The following is a 16445-nucleotide window of genomic DNA, read 5'->3' on the forward strand; positions in this document are numbered from 1 at the left end:
ATACAGACTTTAGAAAATGCTTTATTTTGGGGAAAATGTTTTGCAAGATTATAGTTGTTTAAAGTGATTATAATTCCATACCATGTGCCCTTTCCTTAGTCCGAACAGGCTGATTTCGCCGCATCTCCTGTTTCCTCTGATATTCAAGTTCCCAGGCACGATGGGAAAAAACATCAGGATCTTCCACATTGAGATAATCTACCTCATTGGCGGCAATATCACGGCGGTGATAGTCATAATACTTACCAAAAGTACCTTTGAGCTGCTCGATCAGCTTATCCCGGAAATCAGGACGTATCTGGATTCTGGTGTCCAGCAATTCTGTATACTGTTCAGGTTCAGGACGAAATTTTTCTTCCCGGAAAGCAGCGGCGTCTTTTTTAAGCTGCTTTTTAAGGGAGATGTCCTGAGAATCCAGGATATCAAGATTGCTATTCATCTGGTCATATTTTTTGGATAGATTCGTCATATCTTTATCAGTGGAGCATTGTGCCTGGAAGATTAGTTGCTCTTTCCTTGATTTCAGTTCTTCAATTTCTTCCGTAACAGTGGTAAGCTGCTGATTCAATTTTATATGCTGGATGGGATTCAAAATACTGGTTTTCTCTTTTTCTACATTCAGCTCTTTCCGTTCTGTAACTTTAGCTTTGAGTTTCTTTTTAACGGTGTTGTATTTATTCAGTATTGGATTAAAATGATTCATCCAATCATGAATTACTTCTTTTTGCATCTCATTATGAAGTAAATGATATTGTGTAAAAATCATATGATTTCGGATAGTTTCCATTGTTTCTGCAATTACAGGAATAGAATTTTTGACAGCTTGAGCCAGTTTCTCTACCTGAGCTTTTAATTCCCGGAGCATTTGGTTATCTGCACGAATCTGGCGGTTGATTTCACAGCGGTCAGCTATCATTCCTTTCTTTTCCATGTTTTGAGCAATATAGCCTTCGTGGATGGTCGGCTGTTCGGTGATTCCCTGATCTGCAAAGCTGCGGTGATCAATGGATGCATTTATCTGATTGTGGGCAAGCATTTCATTTACAGTATCTGCCCAGTTTGCTCTCCAGATACAGAGTTGCTCATCACTGTTCCATTGTTCAGAAATGGGATTCTGTCTGCCATAGCGGTTGCTTTTTGGATGCTTGTCGATGCGGTCATAGCCTTTTTCCTGTGCGACAGATGCGGTCATATAAACTTTCTTTTTCCCAACTTTATATCTGTATTGCTTTTCCCAGCCATCTTTTTGAGCAGCTTTGAATTCAGTAGCTGTAAATCCTTTTTCTTCTCCATTTTTTATGCAGAGATATTCTTTTTCTGTTTTATACTGCCATGTTCCGTTTTCGTTCAGTGGACGGACGGTAAGCAGAATGTGTGCATGAGGATTGTGTCCATCCGTATCGTGAATAGCAAAGTCAGCGCACATGCCCATATCTACAAAGTTCTTTTGAATAAAATCTTTTAGAAGAGAAATATTACTGTCCTTATCTAATTCAACGGGAAGTGCGACAACAAATTCCCTTGCCAGTCGGCTGTCTTTTGTTTTTTCTGCAGCTTCCACAGCATTCCAGAGTTGTTCACGGTCTTTCCATTCTGGTGAAGCCATCGGTGGAAGCAATACTTCCTGATAAATGAGTCCATGCTTTCTGGTGTAATCATGCTGGATGCCATCGTAATCATTGTACATCCGGCTGCAGCTCATATAAGCAGAAGCTGCGACAGCGGAACGTCCGGAACCACGGCTGACAACTTTGGCTTGCATATGATAAATTGCCATATCTGGCACCTCCTTTCGATGTTGCCTGCAACAGCGGAAAAGCCCTCGGCAGAGCGCACGAGCCCCGTAGGGGATACCACCGCCCGATTTATCGGGTGGTGAGTAAGTGCGCCCTTCGGGAGTAGAACTTGTGCGTTTACATTCCTCGTAGCCGGATTATCAGCTCCCGTTTCAGGGAATCCAAATCCATTTCTTTAATATGGGGAACAATACTTTCCAAAATGGCTCCTTCCTGGACTAATCGGTGTGTTCTGGCATCACGTTCTTTTTTGCGATTTCTTGCTTCGGCTTCTTCTTGGCGGTGTCTTGCCTGTAAAAGTGCTTTTTCTTCCGGTGTCATGATTTTTTTATCTGCCATATCTGGCACCTCCTTTTTATGCCCGTATCCGGGCAGTATTGGTTTTAAAATCTTATGGTTTGGTACTATAGTTTCGGATAACTGACAGTGGCATGTTTCTGGTGATAAATAAGGAAAGAAAGTAGTACCACTGTCAGTGAAGAATAATTATCGTGTTATGCTTCTTTGCTTCAGTTCTGGTTCGGAGCATGATTGTTTAACAGAATTCTTTTTGCCTGTTTTAAATTAGCTGTTGCATTGTCCTGACGAATATTCCGGTTATTGATACGGACAGGAATACATCTCTCCAGAATACGGTCATAAATTCGTTTGTGTGCGATATCAGCGGCGTTATTCAGCTCTGATAAAGTGAGATTGGTCGTTATGATCAGGGGCTTTTTACTGCGGTAACGACTGTCGATCACATTGAATACCTGTTCCAGTGCAAAGTCAGAGTTCCGCTCAATTCCGAGATCATCAATAATCAGAAGACTGTAGCGGTTTAAGCTGTTGATGAACTGGTTTCTGTCTTCAAAATGCATTCCGGTAAGGGTATTTAGAATTCGGGAAAAGTTGGTCATCAGTACAGGAACGCCTTTTTCCAGAAGGGCATTGGCAATGCAGCCTGCAAAAAAAGATTTTCCAGTACCGACATCACCCCAGATGAGAAGTCCGGAAGCATTTGCTCTCATCTCTTCCCAGTTGCTTACATAATTGTGTGCCAGTTTTATTTCCGGATTGATGCCGTTATCCCTGGCAAAAGTGTAGTCATAGAGTGCTTTGTCCTGTAAGCCGCTGGTTTTAAGATGCTCTATTTCCATTTGTTTTTCATGAAGTTTTCTCTGGGCTTCTTCCTGCTCAAAGATTTCCTGCTGGCATTTACAGCGGATGGAAGGAATAAGAACCTTTCCCTGTAATTCATGCCTGCATTGCCTTGGCGTATTGCATTTGGAACAGTAGATCAGGTGGTCTGTTTCGTTAAAATATTCATCAGACTGAAGCTCTCTGTTTGGGGTTATAGCTGTTGGTTTTTCTATAAATTTTGTCATAATGTTTCGTATTCCTCACTTTCGTAATTTCGTTGTCGGGAAGCAGGATGCTCCTGTCTTGCCCAACTGATGATGGTAGCTGCGTGGTTCTGATATTGCTTTCCGGTAGAAGCCATATAACCGGATAAGCGTTCAATATAATCCTTCCAGTCAGGGATTGTCTGCCGGATATCTTCAAGCTCTTTTTCTGACAGAAAAACATTTTGAAATTTTCCATAGGGTGAGAGTGGCTCCTTACTCCCTCTTATTGCTAAATTGTTCTTTTTTATCTCTTTCTTATTACCAGACAGTTTTCTGTCTGTATCAGGGAAAGAATCCTGTCTGTCAATAGGACAGTTTTTTGTCTGTCTTAGGGAAAGAAATCTGTCTGTATAGTGGATGGTTTCTTTTGGGAGTTTTACATAAATCCGATTGGGCTGTCCGGGACCCTGCCGTTTTCGGAAGATAAGCTCCTGTTTTTCCAGTACTGCCAGAGCAGTTTTAACCGTCATCTGGCTTTTGTGGAGAACTTCTGCCAGTGCTTCAATCGTAAAGTAAATGAACACATGACCGTCTGTATCTGACCACCCCTCATTTTTCTGGGAAAGCCTTGCCCGGTCGAGCAGGATAATATAAAGCATTTTGGCAGTTTCGTTTATTTCCATGTCCAGAAGGAAACGGGGAAACATCATATAAGATGGCAGGTTGGTGTCTGCTGTCAGAAAGTCAGTCATGTGTTCACCTCCAATCAAAAGGGTTTATTCCCCAAGAAAATCCCAGTCTACATCACTATCTGGCTGTGAATTTTCAGGTGCTGGAAAGGATGCCCTGATTTGGGGCTCCCTTTGCGCCATGCCTGCAGTCAGTCCGGAAAGAAAAAGTGGCAATGCCTGTTTCAGACTGTTTTCCACTGCATCTACAATCTGTTTCACAAAAAGTTCTTCCCGTTCTCTTGTTTCCAGATAAGGATCAGCCTGTGTGCGGTAGTAGCGGTCAAAATAATCTACCAGTGCAAGAGAGATTACCTGACTGTAAGATTTAAAATCCTGCCTGTCCATCGTCTGTAAATATTCCCAGGCTCTCCGTTGCTGTTCTTTGTCCAGATTAAAGCGCAGGTTTGTGTTGCGGATATTGTTCTGCATGGTTTATCCCCTCCTTTTCAGGCTCATATAAGCCAGAGATTCGTAACCTTTGGCGGTGGCGCAGATGTCATCAATGATGGTGACTCGTAATTTGTCATACGTTCCGAAGTTACGGATCAGACATCCACCGCCGCCAACTACATACAGGCGCATTAGGTCAGGATTGTATTCATATTTGCGGAGTGTGGAAAAAAGTTCTGCCACATACTGTCTGGCAATAGAACTGATACAATCCATATATGGTGCTGAAATGTCAGCTGTTCCAAACCGCAGAATCTGTTCTACTGTAGATTCTTCAATCTTCACTCCAAATTTGTCCAGAACAGCGTTCTTTGCAGCAATCATGCATTGGTTTACACCAAGTTTTTCTGTCCAGCATCGGCTTTCTTGTGCTTTCTTATTGTTGATATACAGAATGTTCATGGTTCCGTTTCCGATATCTGCAAGGAGATTAGTTCCCTTGAAATTTCCAAGGTGGTTTACAATAGCCGGATATCCCTGTGGGTAAAGGCTACATCCCACAAAGCGGAGATGATATTCTTTGCCGTTGAAACGGTAATGGACTTCTGGATTCTGGAGCAGATAGGAACGAAAAGCTTCTCTTTGATTTCTGATCCATGTCAGAGGAAGTCCGGCAGCCAGATGAACATCTGCTTCACGGATGGAAAAGACATTCAGTTCCCTTGCAATAGCCATTAGCGTCAGAAGATAATATTCTTCGTCCATAGCTTTATCCGGGATAAATTCTTTGTGTCCTTCGCCGATCCGGTAGTAAATGCCGTTGTATTCCAGAATATTCCCGGTGAAGATTGGTTCAGTTTCATAGGCTTTGATGCCGGTTGGGGTGACGGTGTTTGCTGTTTTCATATTGCCGTAGCCATGATCTACAGCAATGATTTTGGTGTTTCTGAGTTCTCGCATAAAAAATACCTCCGTTTTCGTATTGATTGATTCAGCAGGTCGTACCGGTGTGGTACTGCTCTGCTGTGGGATAAGCATACGAAAATCGGAGGAAAAAGGCATTGAGGGGAAATTGAGCAGGAATTGAGAAAAAAGATATATTGTGCTTACGTTCTTCATGTACTCTTGTTGTGATTTCATTGTTTTTTATCGTATAATATGGATACTGGAGGTGGTTTGGATGAAATACAAGATTTTAGTTGTCGATGATGATAAAGAATTGGTGAAAATGCTTTGTAGTTATTTTAATATGAAACAATATGAAACCATTACGGCTACAGATGGAATGGAAGCATTAAATAAAATAAAAATGAAACCGGATATTATTTTGTTGGATATCAATATGCCACGCATGGATGGGATTGAAGTATGTCGTCTGATACGCAGTAAAGTGTTATGTCCAATTTTATTTCTGACAGCAAGAGTTGACGAAGATGATAAAATTAATGGGTTGCTTTCAGGTGGGGATGATTATATTACGAAACCATTTAGTCTTCGGGAGTTGGAAGCAAGGATTGTCACAAACATAAAGAGAGAAGAAAGGCATCAACAAAAAACGGAATACCGTTTCATGGATGAAATGCTGATTGATTATTCTGAAAAAATAGTAGCTATAGCTGGACACAGGATGGAGTTCACAAAAATTGAATATCAGATTATTGAATTCTTATCCATGCATCCAGGGCAGGTGTTTGATAAAGAACGTATATATGCACAAGTCTGTGGATATGATGCGGAAGGGGACAGTAGAACGATAACGGAATTAGTACGGCGTATAAGGAAAAAAATAGCGGATTATTCAGAAAAAGAATACATAGAAACTGTATGGGGGATTGGATACCGATGGAAAAAATAAGAAACTTGTCACTGAAAAAAACAATTCTGCTTTATTTTGTGATCAGCTTAACGGCAGCATTTCTGTTATCTGGATTTACAGTTCATTTTGCAGGAAATATGCAGAATAAAATATGGGAAAAATATATTGATTATGCAGATTATACGGACGTGTTTCAGCAATATGGAAAGAAATACGAGATTGAGATATCAAGACCTAACCAATCGCAGATGAATCGTTTGGACTATCATCTTTCGGAAATGTGTGACTTTATGGAAACATATTCGGTACTGATTTTTTCGATTGTTGGGAGTGTTGTTGCGGTATTCTTTTTTTATAAAAATAAGTTAAAGACACCTCTACAGGAACTAAAAGATGCCTCACAAATGATTGCAGATAATGAACTGGATTTTCATGTGTCCTATGAAAATAAAGATGAGATGGGAACTTTGTGTAAAGAATTTGAAATGATGCGAAGTGATTTAGCAGATAACAACAGAAAGATGTGGCGAATGATTGATGACGAGAAGGCTTTGCGGAATGCAATTGCACATGATATACGTTCTCCACTTTCCATATTGCGTGGGTATCAGGAAATGCTCTTAGAGTTTGTTTCTGCCGAGAGTATAAAAACAGAGGATGTTATTGATATCTTACAAACAGGCATGTATCAGATTGACCGTATAGAGCATTTCACGGAAAACATGAGAAAAATGTCCCATTTAGAACAGAGGGAACTGCAATGCTCAGAGATAGAGTTATCGGAACTGGCAAAAAAGATTGAGGCAGAAGCTGCCATGCTGTCCAAGAAGGAAAGTAAATTATGTAAGGTAGAAAGAGTGCAGGAACAAAACATTGTGAAAGTGGATGAGGAACTTGTCATGGAAGTGACAGACAACTTACTGGAAAATGCGGTTCGATATGCACAAAAAAGTATTGCTTTGCAGATAAAGAAAAAGGATGGTTTTCTTATAATTTCTGTTGAAGATGATGGAATAGGATTTGTGGATACTGAGGAAAAAGTAACAGAGCCATTTTATCATAAGAATCCACAAGATGATTTAAAGCATTTTGGCCTTGGTATGTATATTTCTCGTATTTTCTGTGAAAAGCATGGAGGAAATTTGAAAATATATAATGCCAGACAAGGCGGTGCTTATGTAGAAGCTCTTTTCAAAGCTGAATAAAAATACTTTATAAGGCTGAAATCGCAAATAAAGTGGTTTTAGTCTTTTTTGTTGTGAATTTATTGAGAATTGATTTGTATGATGTTGTTAAAGAAATAAAGAAAGGAAGAGATACAATGAAAACAATCATAAAAAGAAGTATACTTGATTATTTAAAGAACCCTGTTTTGTGGATTGGCTTGATTATTATAGTTGCCAGTATGTATCAATGTCTGTCATCGTATTTGCAAATTCATTATATCAAACAGAATGAACAGATCACACAAAATGACGTAGCATTGGAAGATGCTGATGTCATGGATGGGTACATTCCCACATCTGATGATAAAGAAAGAAGAAGGGAGTGGGAAGATACGATCAAAGAGACGTTAATGGACACCTCCAAAAATGGTTTTGGATTTAGCAGGCAGGAAGCAGATCATGTAATGAAAGAAATTCAGAATATGGATGTAAAGACTGCTTCTGAGTTTTTGGAATCCCAATATGGCTATTATAATGCAATATATGCTTATGAGGACCTTGAAATTCATAAGGGGACAGCAGAAGAAATCAATCATTATATCGAGCGGAAATTATCCGAACATTCTTTTTCCTGGTACTTTGCCAAAAAATTTACGGATTTTGCAGGATTGCATATGGCCTTTTTTGCAACAGTCTTGCTATCATTTTTATTTATTCAGGATACACGAAAAAGTACCTATGAATTATTACATACAAAGCCTGTTACGGCAGTCCAATATATATGTGGGAAAGTAATAAGCGGATTCATTAGTATGCTGGGAGTATTAGTGATTTTGAATGTTATATTCTTTATGCTGTGTTTGAAAACGTCTTTAGAATCGGGCTTTCCAGTAACACCAATTGATTTTTGCGTGAATTCTCTGATCTATATTATTCCGAATCTTTTGATGATATGTTGTGTCTATACAATTACAGCAGTAATATTTAAAAATCCGCTTCCGGCAGCACCAATCTTGTTTTTACACATTATATATTCAAATATGCTGACCATGAAGAATGATATTTATTATATGAGACCGTTCTCTATTATGGTGCGATTCCCTGGCAGATTTTTTGAAACACATGTAGCCAAAATGTCAAACATAAATCAGATTATTCTTGTAATTTCATCAGTTATATTAGTATGTATTTCTGTTACAATCTGGAAAAGGAGGAGGGTTCATTGAAAACGGAACTAAAAAACTGCCTGTCGTTATATAAGATTTTTTATTCATGTGCATTTATACTGATATTGTGTGTTATTCATCCGATTATATACTATGAAGAAATCGGTTCAGCGATTCAGTCGCCAATAGCATTTTTAACAATTATTTTTTGTAGTGACACATATTTGATGGAAGTAAAAAGTAAGCGTGCCGATGTATTTCATTTGTATGATCAAAAAAAGCAGTTAAAAGTAATATCGCAGAGAGTGGGCGTTCAAATATTATATTTATTAATACTTTCCTGTGTTGGATATGTTTTGTTTTTCTGGCAAAAACCGGGCAGTGTAAACGAAGGCATTTCGGGTATTCAGATATTTCTTTTATATTTCATTGCAATGTTTGGAACTATCTGGCTTTGGAGTATATGCTCTGTGATTTTGTGTACATTGCTTCGAAATATGTGGGCAGGTATTGGATGTTTATTTGGAATTGTCATTGGACTTATATCAAAAGCGGGAAGTTCATTTTTCGGAAATCTGGGATTGTTTTCTTTCAGCTTTTGTGAACCTACTCAATTAATGTCCGAGAGTTGGATTTATGGAACGCTTGTGTCTTTTATAGCGGGGCTGTTTTTATTTGCAGTATTACCAATGACTTTAAAGAAAAGAGGATAGATTATGAGTATTAGAATAAATGATTTAACAGTTAGATTTAAAAATGGTGTAGTTGCAGTAAATAAGGCATCTCTTGAAATACCTAAGGGAATTTACGGACTTTTGGGTGAGAATGGTGCCGGAAAAACCACTTTGATGAGGGTTCTTACAACTGTTTTAAAACAAACGGAAGGAATGGTTTCCCTTGATGGAATTCTGTATAACGAGGGAAATTATGAGAAAATACAGAAAAAGATTGGTTATCTTCCACAGGAAATCGACTTATATCCGAATCTTACGGTGAAAGAATGTCTTGTATATATGGGGGGACTGTCAGGAGTAGCCAGAAATGACCTCGAACAAAGAATTACCTATTATCTGGAAAAGACTTCTCTTACAGAGCATCAGAATAAAAAAATGCGGCAATTATCTGGTGGTATGAAGAGACGTGTCGGACTCATACAGGCACTTCTTAATAATCCGGATTTTTTGATTATTGATGAACCTACCACCGGGTTAGATCCGGAAGAAAGAATCAGGATCCGCAATCTTTTGGTTGATTTTTCAAAGGATAGAACTGTGCTGTTTTCCACTCATGTAGTAGAAGATTTAGCAGCAACCTGTACACAGCTTGCCATTATGAAAAAGGGAAGTTTTTTATATTCTGGAAGCGTGAGTGGGTTGCTGGAAAATGCAAAGGGCTGTGTTTGGAATTGTACGGTACAAAATGCAGAAGAAGCCCGTTTGTTAGAAGCCAATTATTCTATTTCATCTAAGCAGTATGTAGAAAATGGAATTCATATGAAAATATTAAGCAAAGAAAAGCCAAATGAGAAGTGTGTCCCGGATAATGATATCACTTTGGAAGATGCGTATATTTATTTGACGAATAGTTGAATATAACGGCGGGCAAGTTGCCCGCCGTAAATTGTACTTATTTTGTTAAAAGACCGGATAGATTTTTTCCAATGCAAAATCCAATCTGTGGATATAACTCCTGAATTTCCTGATATTTTGCTTCAATTATTTCAGGCTCATCAGCCCAGATCTTTTCATATATTTTGAAAGCTTTTTTAAAATGTGTTTTGGCTTGCGGAAGATTGGCAGTCATCAGATAAATGGTTCCAAGGGTTTCCTGTACTTTGGCATAATCCAGACAGTCATCGGAATGGTATTCCTTGATGATGCCGGATAATTTTTGCAATTCGGAGATGCCTCTTTCGGGTTCCTGCTGTTCTGTCAGGAACATTGCATAATTGGCAATCTGAGGTATGCTGTCATTTATATGAAGCAGGTTAAATTGGTCAAGCAGTGAGATACTTTTTTCCATGTGTTCTCTTGCAAGATCGGGATGACCGTTCATACGATAAAGTCCACCGAGATTGGCATGAAGGTTGGAAACAAGGCGAGCATTGTCGGCAGTGATATTTTCTATCTGGGCAAGTGCATCCTTTTCCAGTTTTATTGCTTTTTCAGGTTTGGTTTCAAGAGTTGCCTGAAAATCTAGTAATAATGCCCGGTCAGAGTCGGTTCCAATGTTTTTTGTCTTTAACAGCCCCGTCAGTTCCTGAATGATTCCATTCATACCTTTGTAGTAGTTATAGTTATCCATGTATGGAAATGCATTTTCCAGAAAAAGCAGATACTTTGGTATATCATCCTTTTCAATCAATACTATGATATTTCCGATTGTTTGAAATAGCTTTTTGTAATAATCTACTTCCATTCCATGCATTAAACATATTTTCTGTAAAGAATCCAGTAATATGTGGCAGCGAGTTACAGATGGTTTTGTCTCTGAAAGGGTGATTTCCTGAATCATCGGATGCAGAGAGATAGTGCGACGTGTTGTTGTCTGAACGAAACCAGTCTCAATTAAATCGTTGATTTCATTTAGTGTGGGCATTTCCAGCCATTTGGCAAATATACGGGCAGAAATACCGGTGGAAGGAAGAAAGCACATATTACACATGATATCCTGCTGTTCAAGAGATAAAGTGTATAAAGAAAACAGCGTATGGATATGACTGTAATAGGTGGCTTTGCTGCTTTGTCCATCTTTGATTATTTTAATTTTATCTTCGTTATGGAAAGATGCTTTTTCCACCTGAAGTCTTGTTAATAACTGGTCTGGAGTTGAGATTCCATTTTCCAGAAGTTTTGCTGCCAGTTCCACGGCAAAAGTATGAGAGTGAACAGTTTCGATGATCTTTTCAACTGTTGCCCGGTACGTGTCTGCCTCTGAATAAAATACTGATGCCAGCTGGAAGAGAGCGTTCATATCCTCTATTTCTTTTAATGGCAGAGTACAGTATTCATCCAGTTTGCTTCGGGTTGTAAACAAAATCTGGCAGCGATATTTTAATACTACTGACAGAAAGCTGTCCTGTGTCGCAGTGACATTAAAATTATCTATGATAAGCAGAGTATCAGATTTCAGGGAACGCAGAAAACGGTTATGTCTTTGAAACCGTTCCTGGTCAGTGCTTTCCGGCGGATCGTCAATAAAATCCATGTCAGTAATATCCTGATGAAGATTGCCGGTATATTCTATATAAAGTATATTGGTGTATTGCTTTATGTACCGCTTTGCGTAGGCTTTGACAAGTTCACTTTTTCCGATTCCGGCGATTCCGCAAAGGAAAACATGACGGTTTTCCTCAAGCACGGTATATAATTCTTCCAGTTCTTTATCTCTTCCGATAAAATGACGGCATGGTTTCGGAACCTCACTGTCCATAATATAATCCAGCACAATGGGGGATAAAGCGCCTCCGGCGAGCAGCTTCTGATTTTTGGTATTACGTTTGATGAATTGGCGTTCCATGCCAAAAGAAATCAGTTTTGCAAGAAACAGCAGTCTTGAACTGGCTGGTTTATATAAGGGAGTCAGATTTTTCTTTTTTGCATCTGAGATGCTGTCATCCTGAATGAATAAAGTGTAAATATCTTGTATAGCCATATTACAGTCAGACATCAGTGGAAGAAGATTCTGGTGGATGGTATGGGCTAATTTTTCCTGATTGGATGGCTTGGAATAGTAAGCGGATATTTTAGGACTGATTTTAGCCTGACCAGTCATCCAGCGGCAAACCAGACCGTTGTCCATTGAAAAATCCTGATTTACCGGATCATCCATAAAATCTTCAAATAATTCGTATAAAAAATCAGGCTGACTCATTTGATTACTTTCGCTGATATGATTTTTTAAGCAAGTGCTAATAGAAGAAAAATCGCATCGATTCAATAGAAATTCCCCTTTCGTAGTTAAGATTGAGTATATCTATCATAGCACGAACATACATTCGATTCAAGAAAATGCGGATATTTTTAAAGTGATTGTGTCAATTTACAATCAATTTCTATTCAATGTGATTTTCAGGCAGGTTCTGTAAAATAAGCTCAGAACAAACAATAACGGGAGGAGCTTATGCAACAGAATATTGAATTTGAGCGGTGCATTGATTTTCTGGTACGGATGATTGATAAGTACGGCGCTGAAGTCCTCCGGGAGTTGGAGGAAGAAAAACAGAATAAGGAAGAAAAAGAAGCGGCAGTTTCCTGAAATACAAAATGTAAATCAGACTGTCGCTTTTTTCATGCATTTTTAAATCAAATAAATTTTAAAAGCTGATGCAGAGTGTGTGGCTCATTATTCTGAGAAGCGGTAATACGAGTATCAAATGGCTTGAAATGATTTTGCGTATAAAAGCTCAGAAGAAATTCATTATCTTCGCATTCAAGAAACTCCATAACGCCACCTACGGAATATTTGAGACTGGATATGGTTTCCAGTGCAAATCCCAGTAGAATATTTCCAGGAATTCGTTTTTCCTTTGGAAGAGAATAGTTCTTTCCCAACTGGGCAATCAGGTAAGCTGCGGTAGTATAGGATTGTGTTTCTTCATCCAAAATACTGACACGGGACAGTTTTTTTGCCATTGTCTTGCTGATATTTGAAGCACGGACAGAGATTGGTTTTATTGTAAGTGAAAAATAACCAACCAGTGAAGCATCTTCAGCATCAAATACCAGATAAGTGATAGATTGATCTTTTTTGGTAAACTCAATCGCATTATGTAATAAAAAGTATTCCACATCGGGATTTTTGGGACAAGAAAAATCGGAGAGTAAGTCGTAAAGACTTTCCTCTCCGATATATGTCGGTTCGTCTTTATCCAAATATGCCCGAATATTAACGGTAAAATATTTATCAGACATGTTTTTTCTTCCTTTTTGACATTAAAGCTAAGATTTCCTGTGGGTTCGTTAACTGACGTCCGGGAAGTGTCTGCTTTGGTGTGCGGTCACGGTCGGCTTCGTCAATTGCTGCGACAAAACGCTTTACGCTATTTGGATTGGATACGACAAAATTATGAGTAATACTTGAAGTAGCCATACTAACACCTCCTCTTTTTTGGCTTTTTTGTGTATTTATAGTATATGCAATGTGTGATAAAAACACAATATCAAAAACAGAAATTATTTCTAAATAATTTTCAAGCCGGACATTTATTAGACGATTCCGGTAAGCGAACAATATTTTCGAGCCAATCATTTATAAGTCGCCAATGGTGGGCGGGCAATATTTTGATAACAGAAATGCTCTGTATCTAACTTAATTATACGATTGGCGAAGAAATGCGTCAATACGGAAAATAAGTATTGAAAATAGTTGGAACAAGTACTAAAATAAGGTTGGGACAATGAAACAGAGTTATACTGCGAGGAAGATTATGAAGAATAAAAAGATTAAATGCGATATATATACCAGAGTATCCACAACCATGCAGGTAGATGGCTACAGTCTGGATGCTCAGAAAGAAAAACTCAAGAGATATGCGGAATTTCAGAATATGGAAATCGTAAATGAGTATTCAGATGAAGGTAAGTCTGGAAAGAGCGTAGAGGGCAGACCGGAATTTCAGAGAATGTTGGATAATATTGAGAATGGAACAGATGAGGTACAGTTTGTACTGGTGTTCAAGCTTTCCAGATTCGGTCGTAATGCGGCAGATGTTTTAAATTCTTTGCAGAGGATGCAGGATTTTGGAGTGAATCTGATCTGTGTTGAAGATGGAATTGACAGCTCAAAAGATAGTGGAAAGCTGATGATTTCTGTTCTGTCTGCGGTGGCAGAGATTGAACGAGAGAATATCCTTGTTCAGACAATGGAGGGACGTAAGCAGAAAGCCAGGGAAGGAAAATGGAACGGTGGATTTGCTCCATATGGCTATGAATTGGTAAATGGAGAATTGCAGATTGCAGAGGACGAAGCAGAGATTATTCGTCTGATCTATGACAAATTTATTCATACCAATATGGGAATCTCTGCGATTGCCGCATGGCTGAACCAGCATGGATATAAAAAGAAAAAACGACAGAATAATACACTGGACGCGTTTGCCTCTTCGTTTATAAAAGGCGTTCTGGATAATCCGGTATACTGTGGAAAGTTGGCTTATGGACGAAGGAAGAACGAGAAAGTTTCAGGAACAAGAAATGAATATCGCATTGTAAAACAGGAAAATTATATGCTACATGATGGTATCCACGAAGGAATTATTTCAGAAACAGATTGGGAGCTGGCACATCAAAAACGGGAAAAAACAGGTGTGAAATATGAAAAGACGCATAGTCTGGATCATGAGCATATCTTATCTGGAATATTGAGATGTCCGTTATGTGGAAGCGGTATGTATGGGAACGTGAACCGAAAGAAAAAGAAAGACGGAACCTTATATAAAGATTATTTCTATTATGCCTGTAAACATCGTCGTCTGGTAGACGGTCATAAATGTGGATATCGTAAACAATGGAGTGAGGAGAAGATTAACAATGCAGTGGAAGAAGTTATTCGGAAGCTGGTGAAGAATCCTAAATTTGAAGAAGCAATTCTGAATAAAATTGGTTCAAGAATAGATACAGAAGAAATAGAAAAAGAGATTGACGGATTGGAAAAGCAGCACAGGCAGCTGACCGGAGCAAAAGCAAGACTTGGACAGCAGATGGACAGTCTGGATATTATGGATAAATTTTATGAGAAGAAATATCAGGATATGGAGACAAGGTTATACCGTCTGTACGATGAGATCGAAGGCGTGGAGAACAGTATAGAGGAAGTTAAGAACCGCCTGCTGAATATCCAGCAACAGAAAATATCAGAAGAAAACGTCTATCAATTTCTTTTATATTTTGATAAACTATATGATAAGTTCACCGACCTGGAGAAGAAAGAATTTCTTAACAGTTTTGTAGAACAGGTGGACATTTATGAGCAGGAGCAGCCAGATGGCAGATTCCTGAAGCACATAAAGTTTCGTTTTCCGGTGTATTTTGGAGACAGGGAGACACAGGAACTTTGTTGGGACAACGAAAGTACCGTTGAGACTGTGGTAGGACTACAACGCAAAAGTATGTAGAAATCCTTGAATTTACGCACTTTACAGAGTTTTGGACTTTTAATGAAGTTGGTGTAAATCATAAAGAAAAAGTACAAGTTCGTAAAGTGGAGGTGTCTGTGGTACTTGACCTGGATACTTGAAATACAATTTTGTATATAAAAGTGAATAGTGATCATCAATTATGATGAATGTAGGGATACTTGCAACAGAGTGTCCCTATTTTTATATAAGGGCATTCCTAACAGGGATGCCTTTTGAATTTTAGGAAAGGAGATGCAGAACATGGGCGTTATTGTTTCAAGGCATGTTGGGACAAAAAAAGACCTGCGAAGTTATCTGAAATCATTAGAGAGGATGACAAAATTTGAGATATGTCATGTCTCAAATTTTAAATTGTGGGACAAGCCGGGAATCTATCGGATTTATATAACAGTCCGAAAGAAAGAAAAAAAGACATACAGTTTATAAAAATAAAGAATACGGAGGGTCAGAATTATGTGTAAAGTAATCGCTATATGCAATCAGAAAGGTGGAGTTTCCAAGACCACTACAACCGCAAATCTTGGGGTTGGCTTAGTAGGAGCAGGAAAGGAAGTGCTTGTGATTGATGCAGATCCACAGGGAAATTTGTCACAGAGTCTCGGAATTAAAAATCCGGATGAACTGGAAGTTGCACTTCCGAGTATCATGGAGCAGATCATCATGGACAAGGAGGTGGATGTAACGAAAGGAATCATCCATCATAAAGAGGGACTTGACCTTATGCCATGTAACATTGATCTGTCAGGAGTGGATGTTTCGCTTGTAAATGCCATGAGTAGAGAGTTTGTCTTGAAAACCTATGTGGAAAGCATGAGAGAGTTCTATGATTACATTCTCATTGACTGTATGCCAAGTTTAGGGATGATTTTTACATATTGCCCATGGAGCCAATAAATACACTAGATTTGAAACAA

At 38.7% G+C, this 16445-nt stretch carries 17 protein-coding genes and 1 pseudogene; 9 read left to right on the forward strand and 9 right to left on the reverse strand.

Annotated elements, in window-relative coordinates; genetic code table 11:
* Window positions 1-67 precede the first annotated feature (67 nt).
* From mobQ to DW721_RS00135, 6 genes are all read right to left on the reverse strand, one after another.
* Complete coding sequence (gene mobQ, locus DW721_RS00110) at window positions 68-1777, reverse strand: MobQ family relaxase (protein ID WP_118744408.1); 1710 nt, start codon at window positions 1775-1777, stop codon at window positions 68-70.
* Between the two features lie 136 nt (window positions 1778-1913).
* Window positions 1914-2135, reverse strand: coding sequence for a DUF3847 domain-containing protein (locus tag DW721_RS00115; RefSeq protein ID WP_005348485.1), 222 nt, complete (start codon window positions 2133-2135; stop codon window positions 1914-1916).
* 170 nt (window positions 2136-2305) lie between these two features.
* A complete protein-coding gene (locus tag DW721_RS00120; protein WP_055214936.1) occupies window positions 2306-3163 on the reverse strand; it encodes an ATP-binding protein in 858 nt (285 codons plus the stop codon).
* Window positions 3160-3876, reverse strand: coding sequence for a replication initiator protein A (locus DW721_RS00125; RefSeq protein ID WP_118744409.1), 717 nt, complete (start codon window positions 3874-3876; stop codon window positions 3160-3162). The genes DW721_RS00120 and DW721_RS00125 overlap by 4 nt, the downstream gene beginning before the upstream one ends.
* Before the next feature lie 24 nt (window positions 3877-3900).
* Window positions 3901-4284 (reverse strand): hypothetical protein, encoded by a 384-nt coding sequence (locus DW721_RS00130; RefSeq protein ID WP_005348488.1) that lies wholly within the window; start codon window positions 4282-4284, stop codon window positions 3901-3903.
* 3 nt (window positions 4285-4287) lie between these two features.
* A complete protein-coding gene (locus DW721_RS00135; protein ID WP_117688329.1) occupies window positions 4288-5205 on the reverse strand; it encodes a ParM/StbA family protein in 918 nt (305 codons plus the stop codon).
* 220 nt (window positions 5206-5425) lie between these two features.
* Here DW721_RS00135 and DW721_RS00140 point away from each other — a divergent pair, with 220 nt between their 5' ends.
* The 5 genes from DW721_RS00140 (at window position 5426) to DW721_RS00160 (ending at window position 9982) form a co-directional block, all read left to right on the forward strand.
* Window positions 5426-6100 (forward strand): response regulator transcription factor, encoded by a 675-nt coding sequence (locus DW721_RS00140; protein WP_014080778.1) that lies wholly within the window; start codon window positions 5426-5428, stop codon window positions 6098-6100.
* Entirely contained in the window at window positions 6088-7266 is a 1179-nt protein-coding gene (locus tag DW721_RS00145) for a HAMP domain-containing sensor histidine kinase (protein ID WP_118671159.1), read from the forward strand. The genes DW721_RS00140 and DW721_RS00145 overlap by 13 nt, the downstream gene beginning before the upstream one ends.
* Window positions 7267-7382: 116 nt before the next feature.
* A complete protein-coding gene (locus tag DW721_RS00150) occupies window positions 7383-8453 on the forward strand; it encodes an ABC transporter permease subunit (RefSeq protein WP_006857839.1) in 1071 nt (356 codons plus the stop codon).
* Window positions 8450-9106: a transporter gene (locus tag DW721_RS00155; RefSeq protein WP_242853383.1), complete on the forward strand. Its 657-nt coding sequence runs from the start codon at window positions 8450-8452 to the stop codon at window positions 9104-9106. Before DW721_RS00150 ends, DW721_RS00155 begins: the two co-directional genes overlap by 4 nt.
* A gap of 3 nt (window positions 9107-9109) precedes the next feature.
* Window positions 9110-9982 carry an ATP-binding cassette domain-containing protein gene (locus DW721_RS00160; RefSeq protein WP_118671157.1) on the forward strand — a complete coding sequence of 291 codons (873 nt, stop codon included), beginning with the start codon at window positions 9110-9112 and terminating at the stop codon, window positions 9980-9982.
* Window positions 9983-10019: 37 nt separating this feature from the next.
* On the opposite strand, the gene DW721_RS00165 is transcribed toward DW721_RS00160, so the two are convergent.
* Window positions 10020-12332, reverse strand: a complete 2313-nt coding sequence (locus tag DW721_RS00165) for a tetratricopeptide repeat protein (protein ID WP_347560341.1) — start codon at window positions 12330-12332, stop codon at window positions 10020-10022.
* A gap of 183 nt (window positions 12333-12515) precedes the next feature.
* Between DW721_RS00165 and DW721_RS16550 the strand changes: the two genes are divergently transcribed.
* Window positions 12516-12650 (forward strand): hypothetical protein, encoded by a 135-nt coding sequence (locus DW721_RS16550; RefSeq protein WP_005348500.1) that lies wholly within the window; start codon window positions 12516-12518, stop codon window positions 12648-12650.
* Window positions 12651-12697: 47 nt separating this feature from the next.
* Here DW721_RS16550 and DW721_RS00170 read toward each other — a convergent pair whose 3' ends face one another.
* Together DW721_RS00170 and DW721_RS16275 are read right to left on the reverse strand one after the other, a co-directional pair.
* Window positions 12698-13306 carry a hypothetical protein gene (locus DW721_RS00170; protein WP_005348504.1) on the reverse strand — a complete coding sequence of 203 codons (609 nt, stop codon included), beginning with the start codon at window positions 13304-13306 and terminating at the stop codon, window positions 12698-12700.
* Window positions 13299-13484, reverse strand: a complete 186-nt coding sequence (locus DW721_RS16275) for a hypothetical protein (protein ID WP_014080774.1) — start codon at window positions 13482-13484, stop codon at window positions 13299-13301. Before DW721_RS16275 ends, DW721_RS00170 begins: the two co-directional genes overlap by 8 nt.
* A 337-nt stretch (window positions 13485-13821) precedes the next feature.
* Here DW721_RS16275 and DW721_RS00180 point away from each other — a divergent pair, with 337 nt between their 5' ends.
* The 3 genes and pseudogenes from DW721_RS00180 to DW721_RS00190 all read left to right on the forward strand — a co-directional run.
* Entirely contained in the window at window positions 13822-15507 is a 1686-nt protein-coding gene (locus DW721_RS00180; protein ID WP_118744411.1) for a recombinase family protein, read from the forward strand.
* A gap of 264 nt (window positions 15508-15771) precedes the next feature.
* Window positions 15772-15957, forward strand: a complete 186-nt coding sequence (locus DW721_RS00185; protein WP_118744412.1) for a hypothetical protein — start codon at window positions 15772-15774, stop codon at window positions 15955-15957.
* Between the two features lie 27 nt (window positions 15958-15984).
* A pseudogene (locus DW721_RS00190) lies at window positions 15985-16398 on the forward strand (AAA family ATPase); the annotation flags it as partial.
* Between the last annotated feature and the right edge of the window lie 47 nt (window positions 16399-16445).

The organism is Clostridium sp. AM27-31LB, from assembly GCF_003480745.1.
GTDB classification, from domain to species: domain Bacteria; phylum Bacillota; class Clostridia; order Lachnospirales; family Lachnospiraceae; genus Butyribacter; species Butyribacter intestini.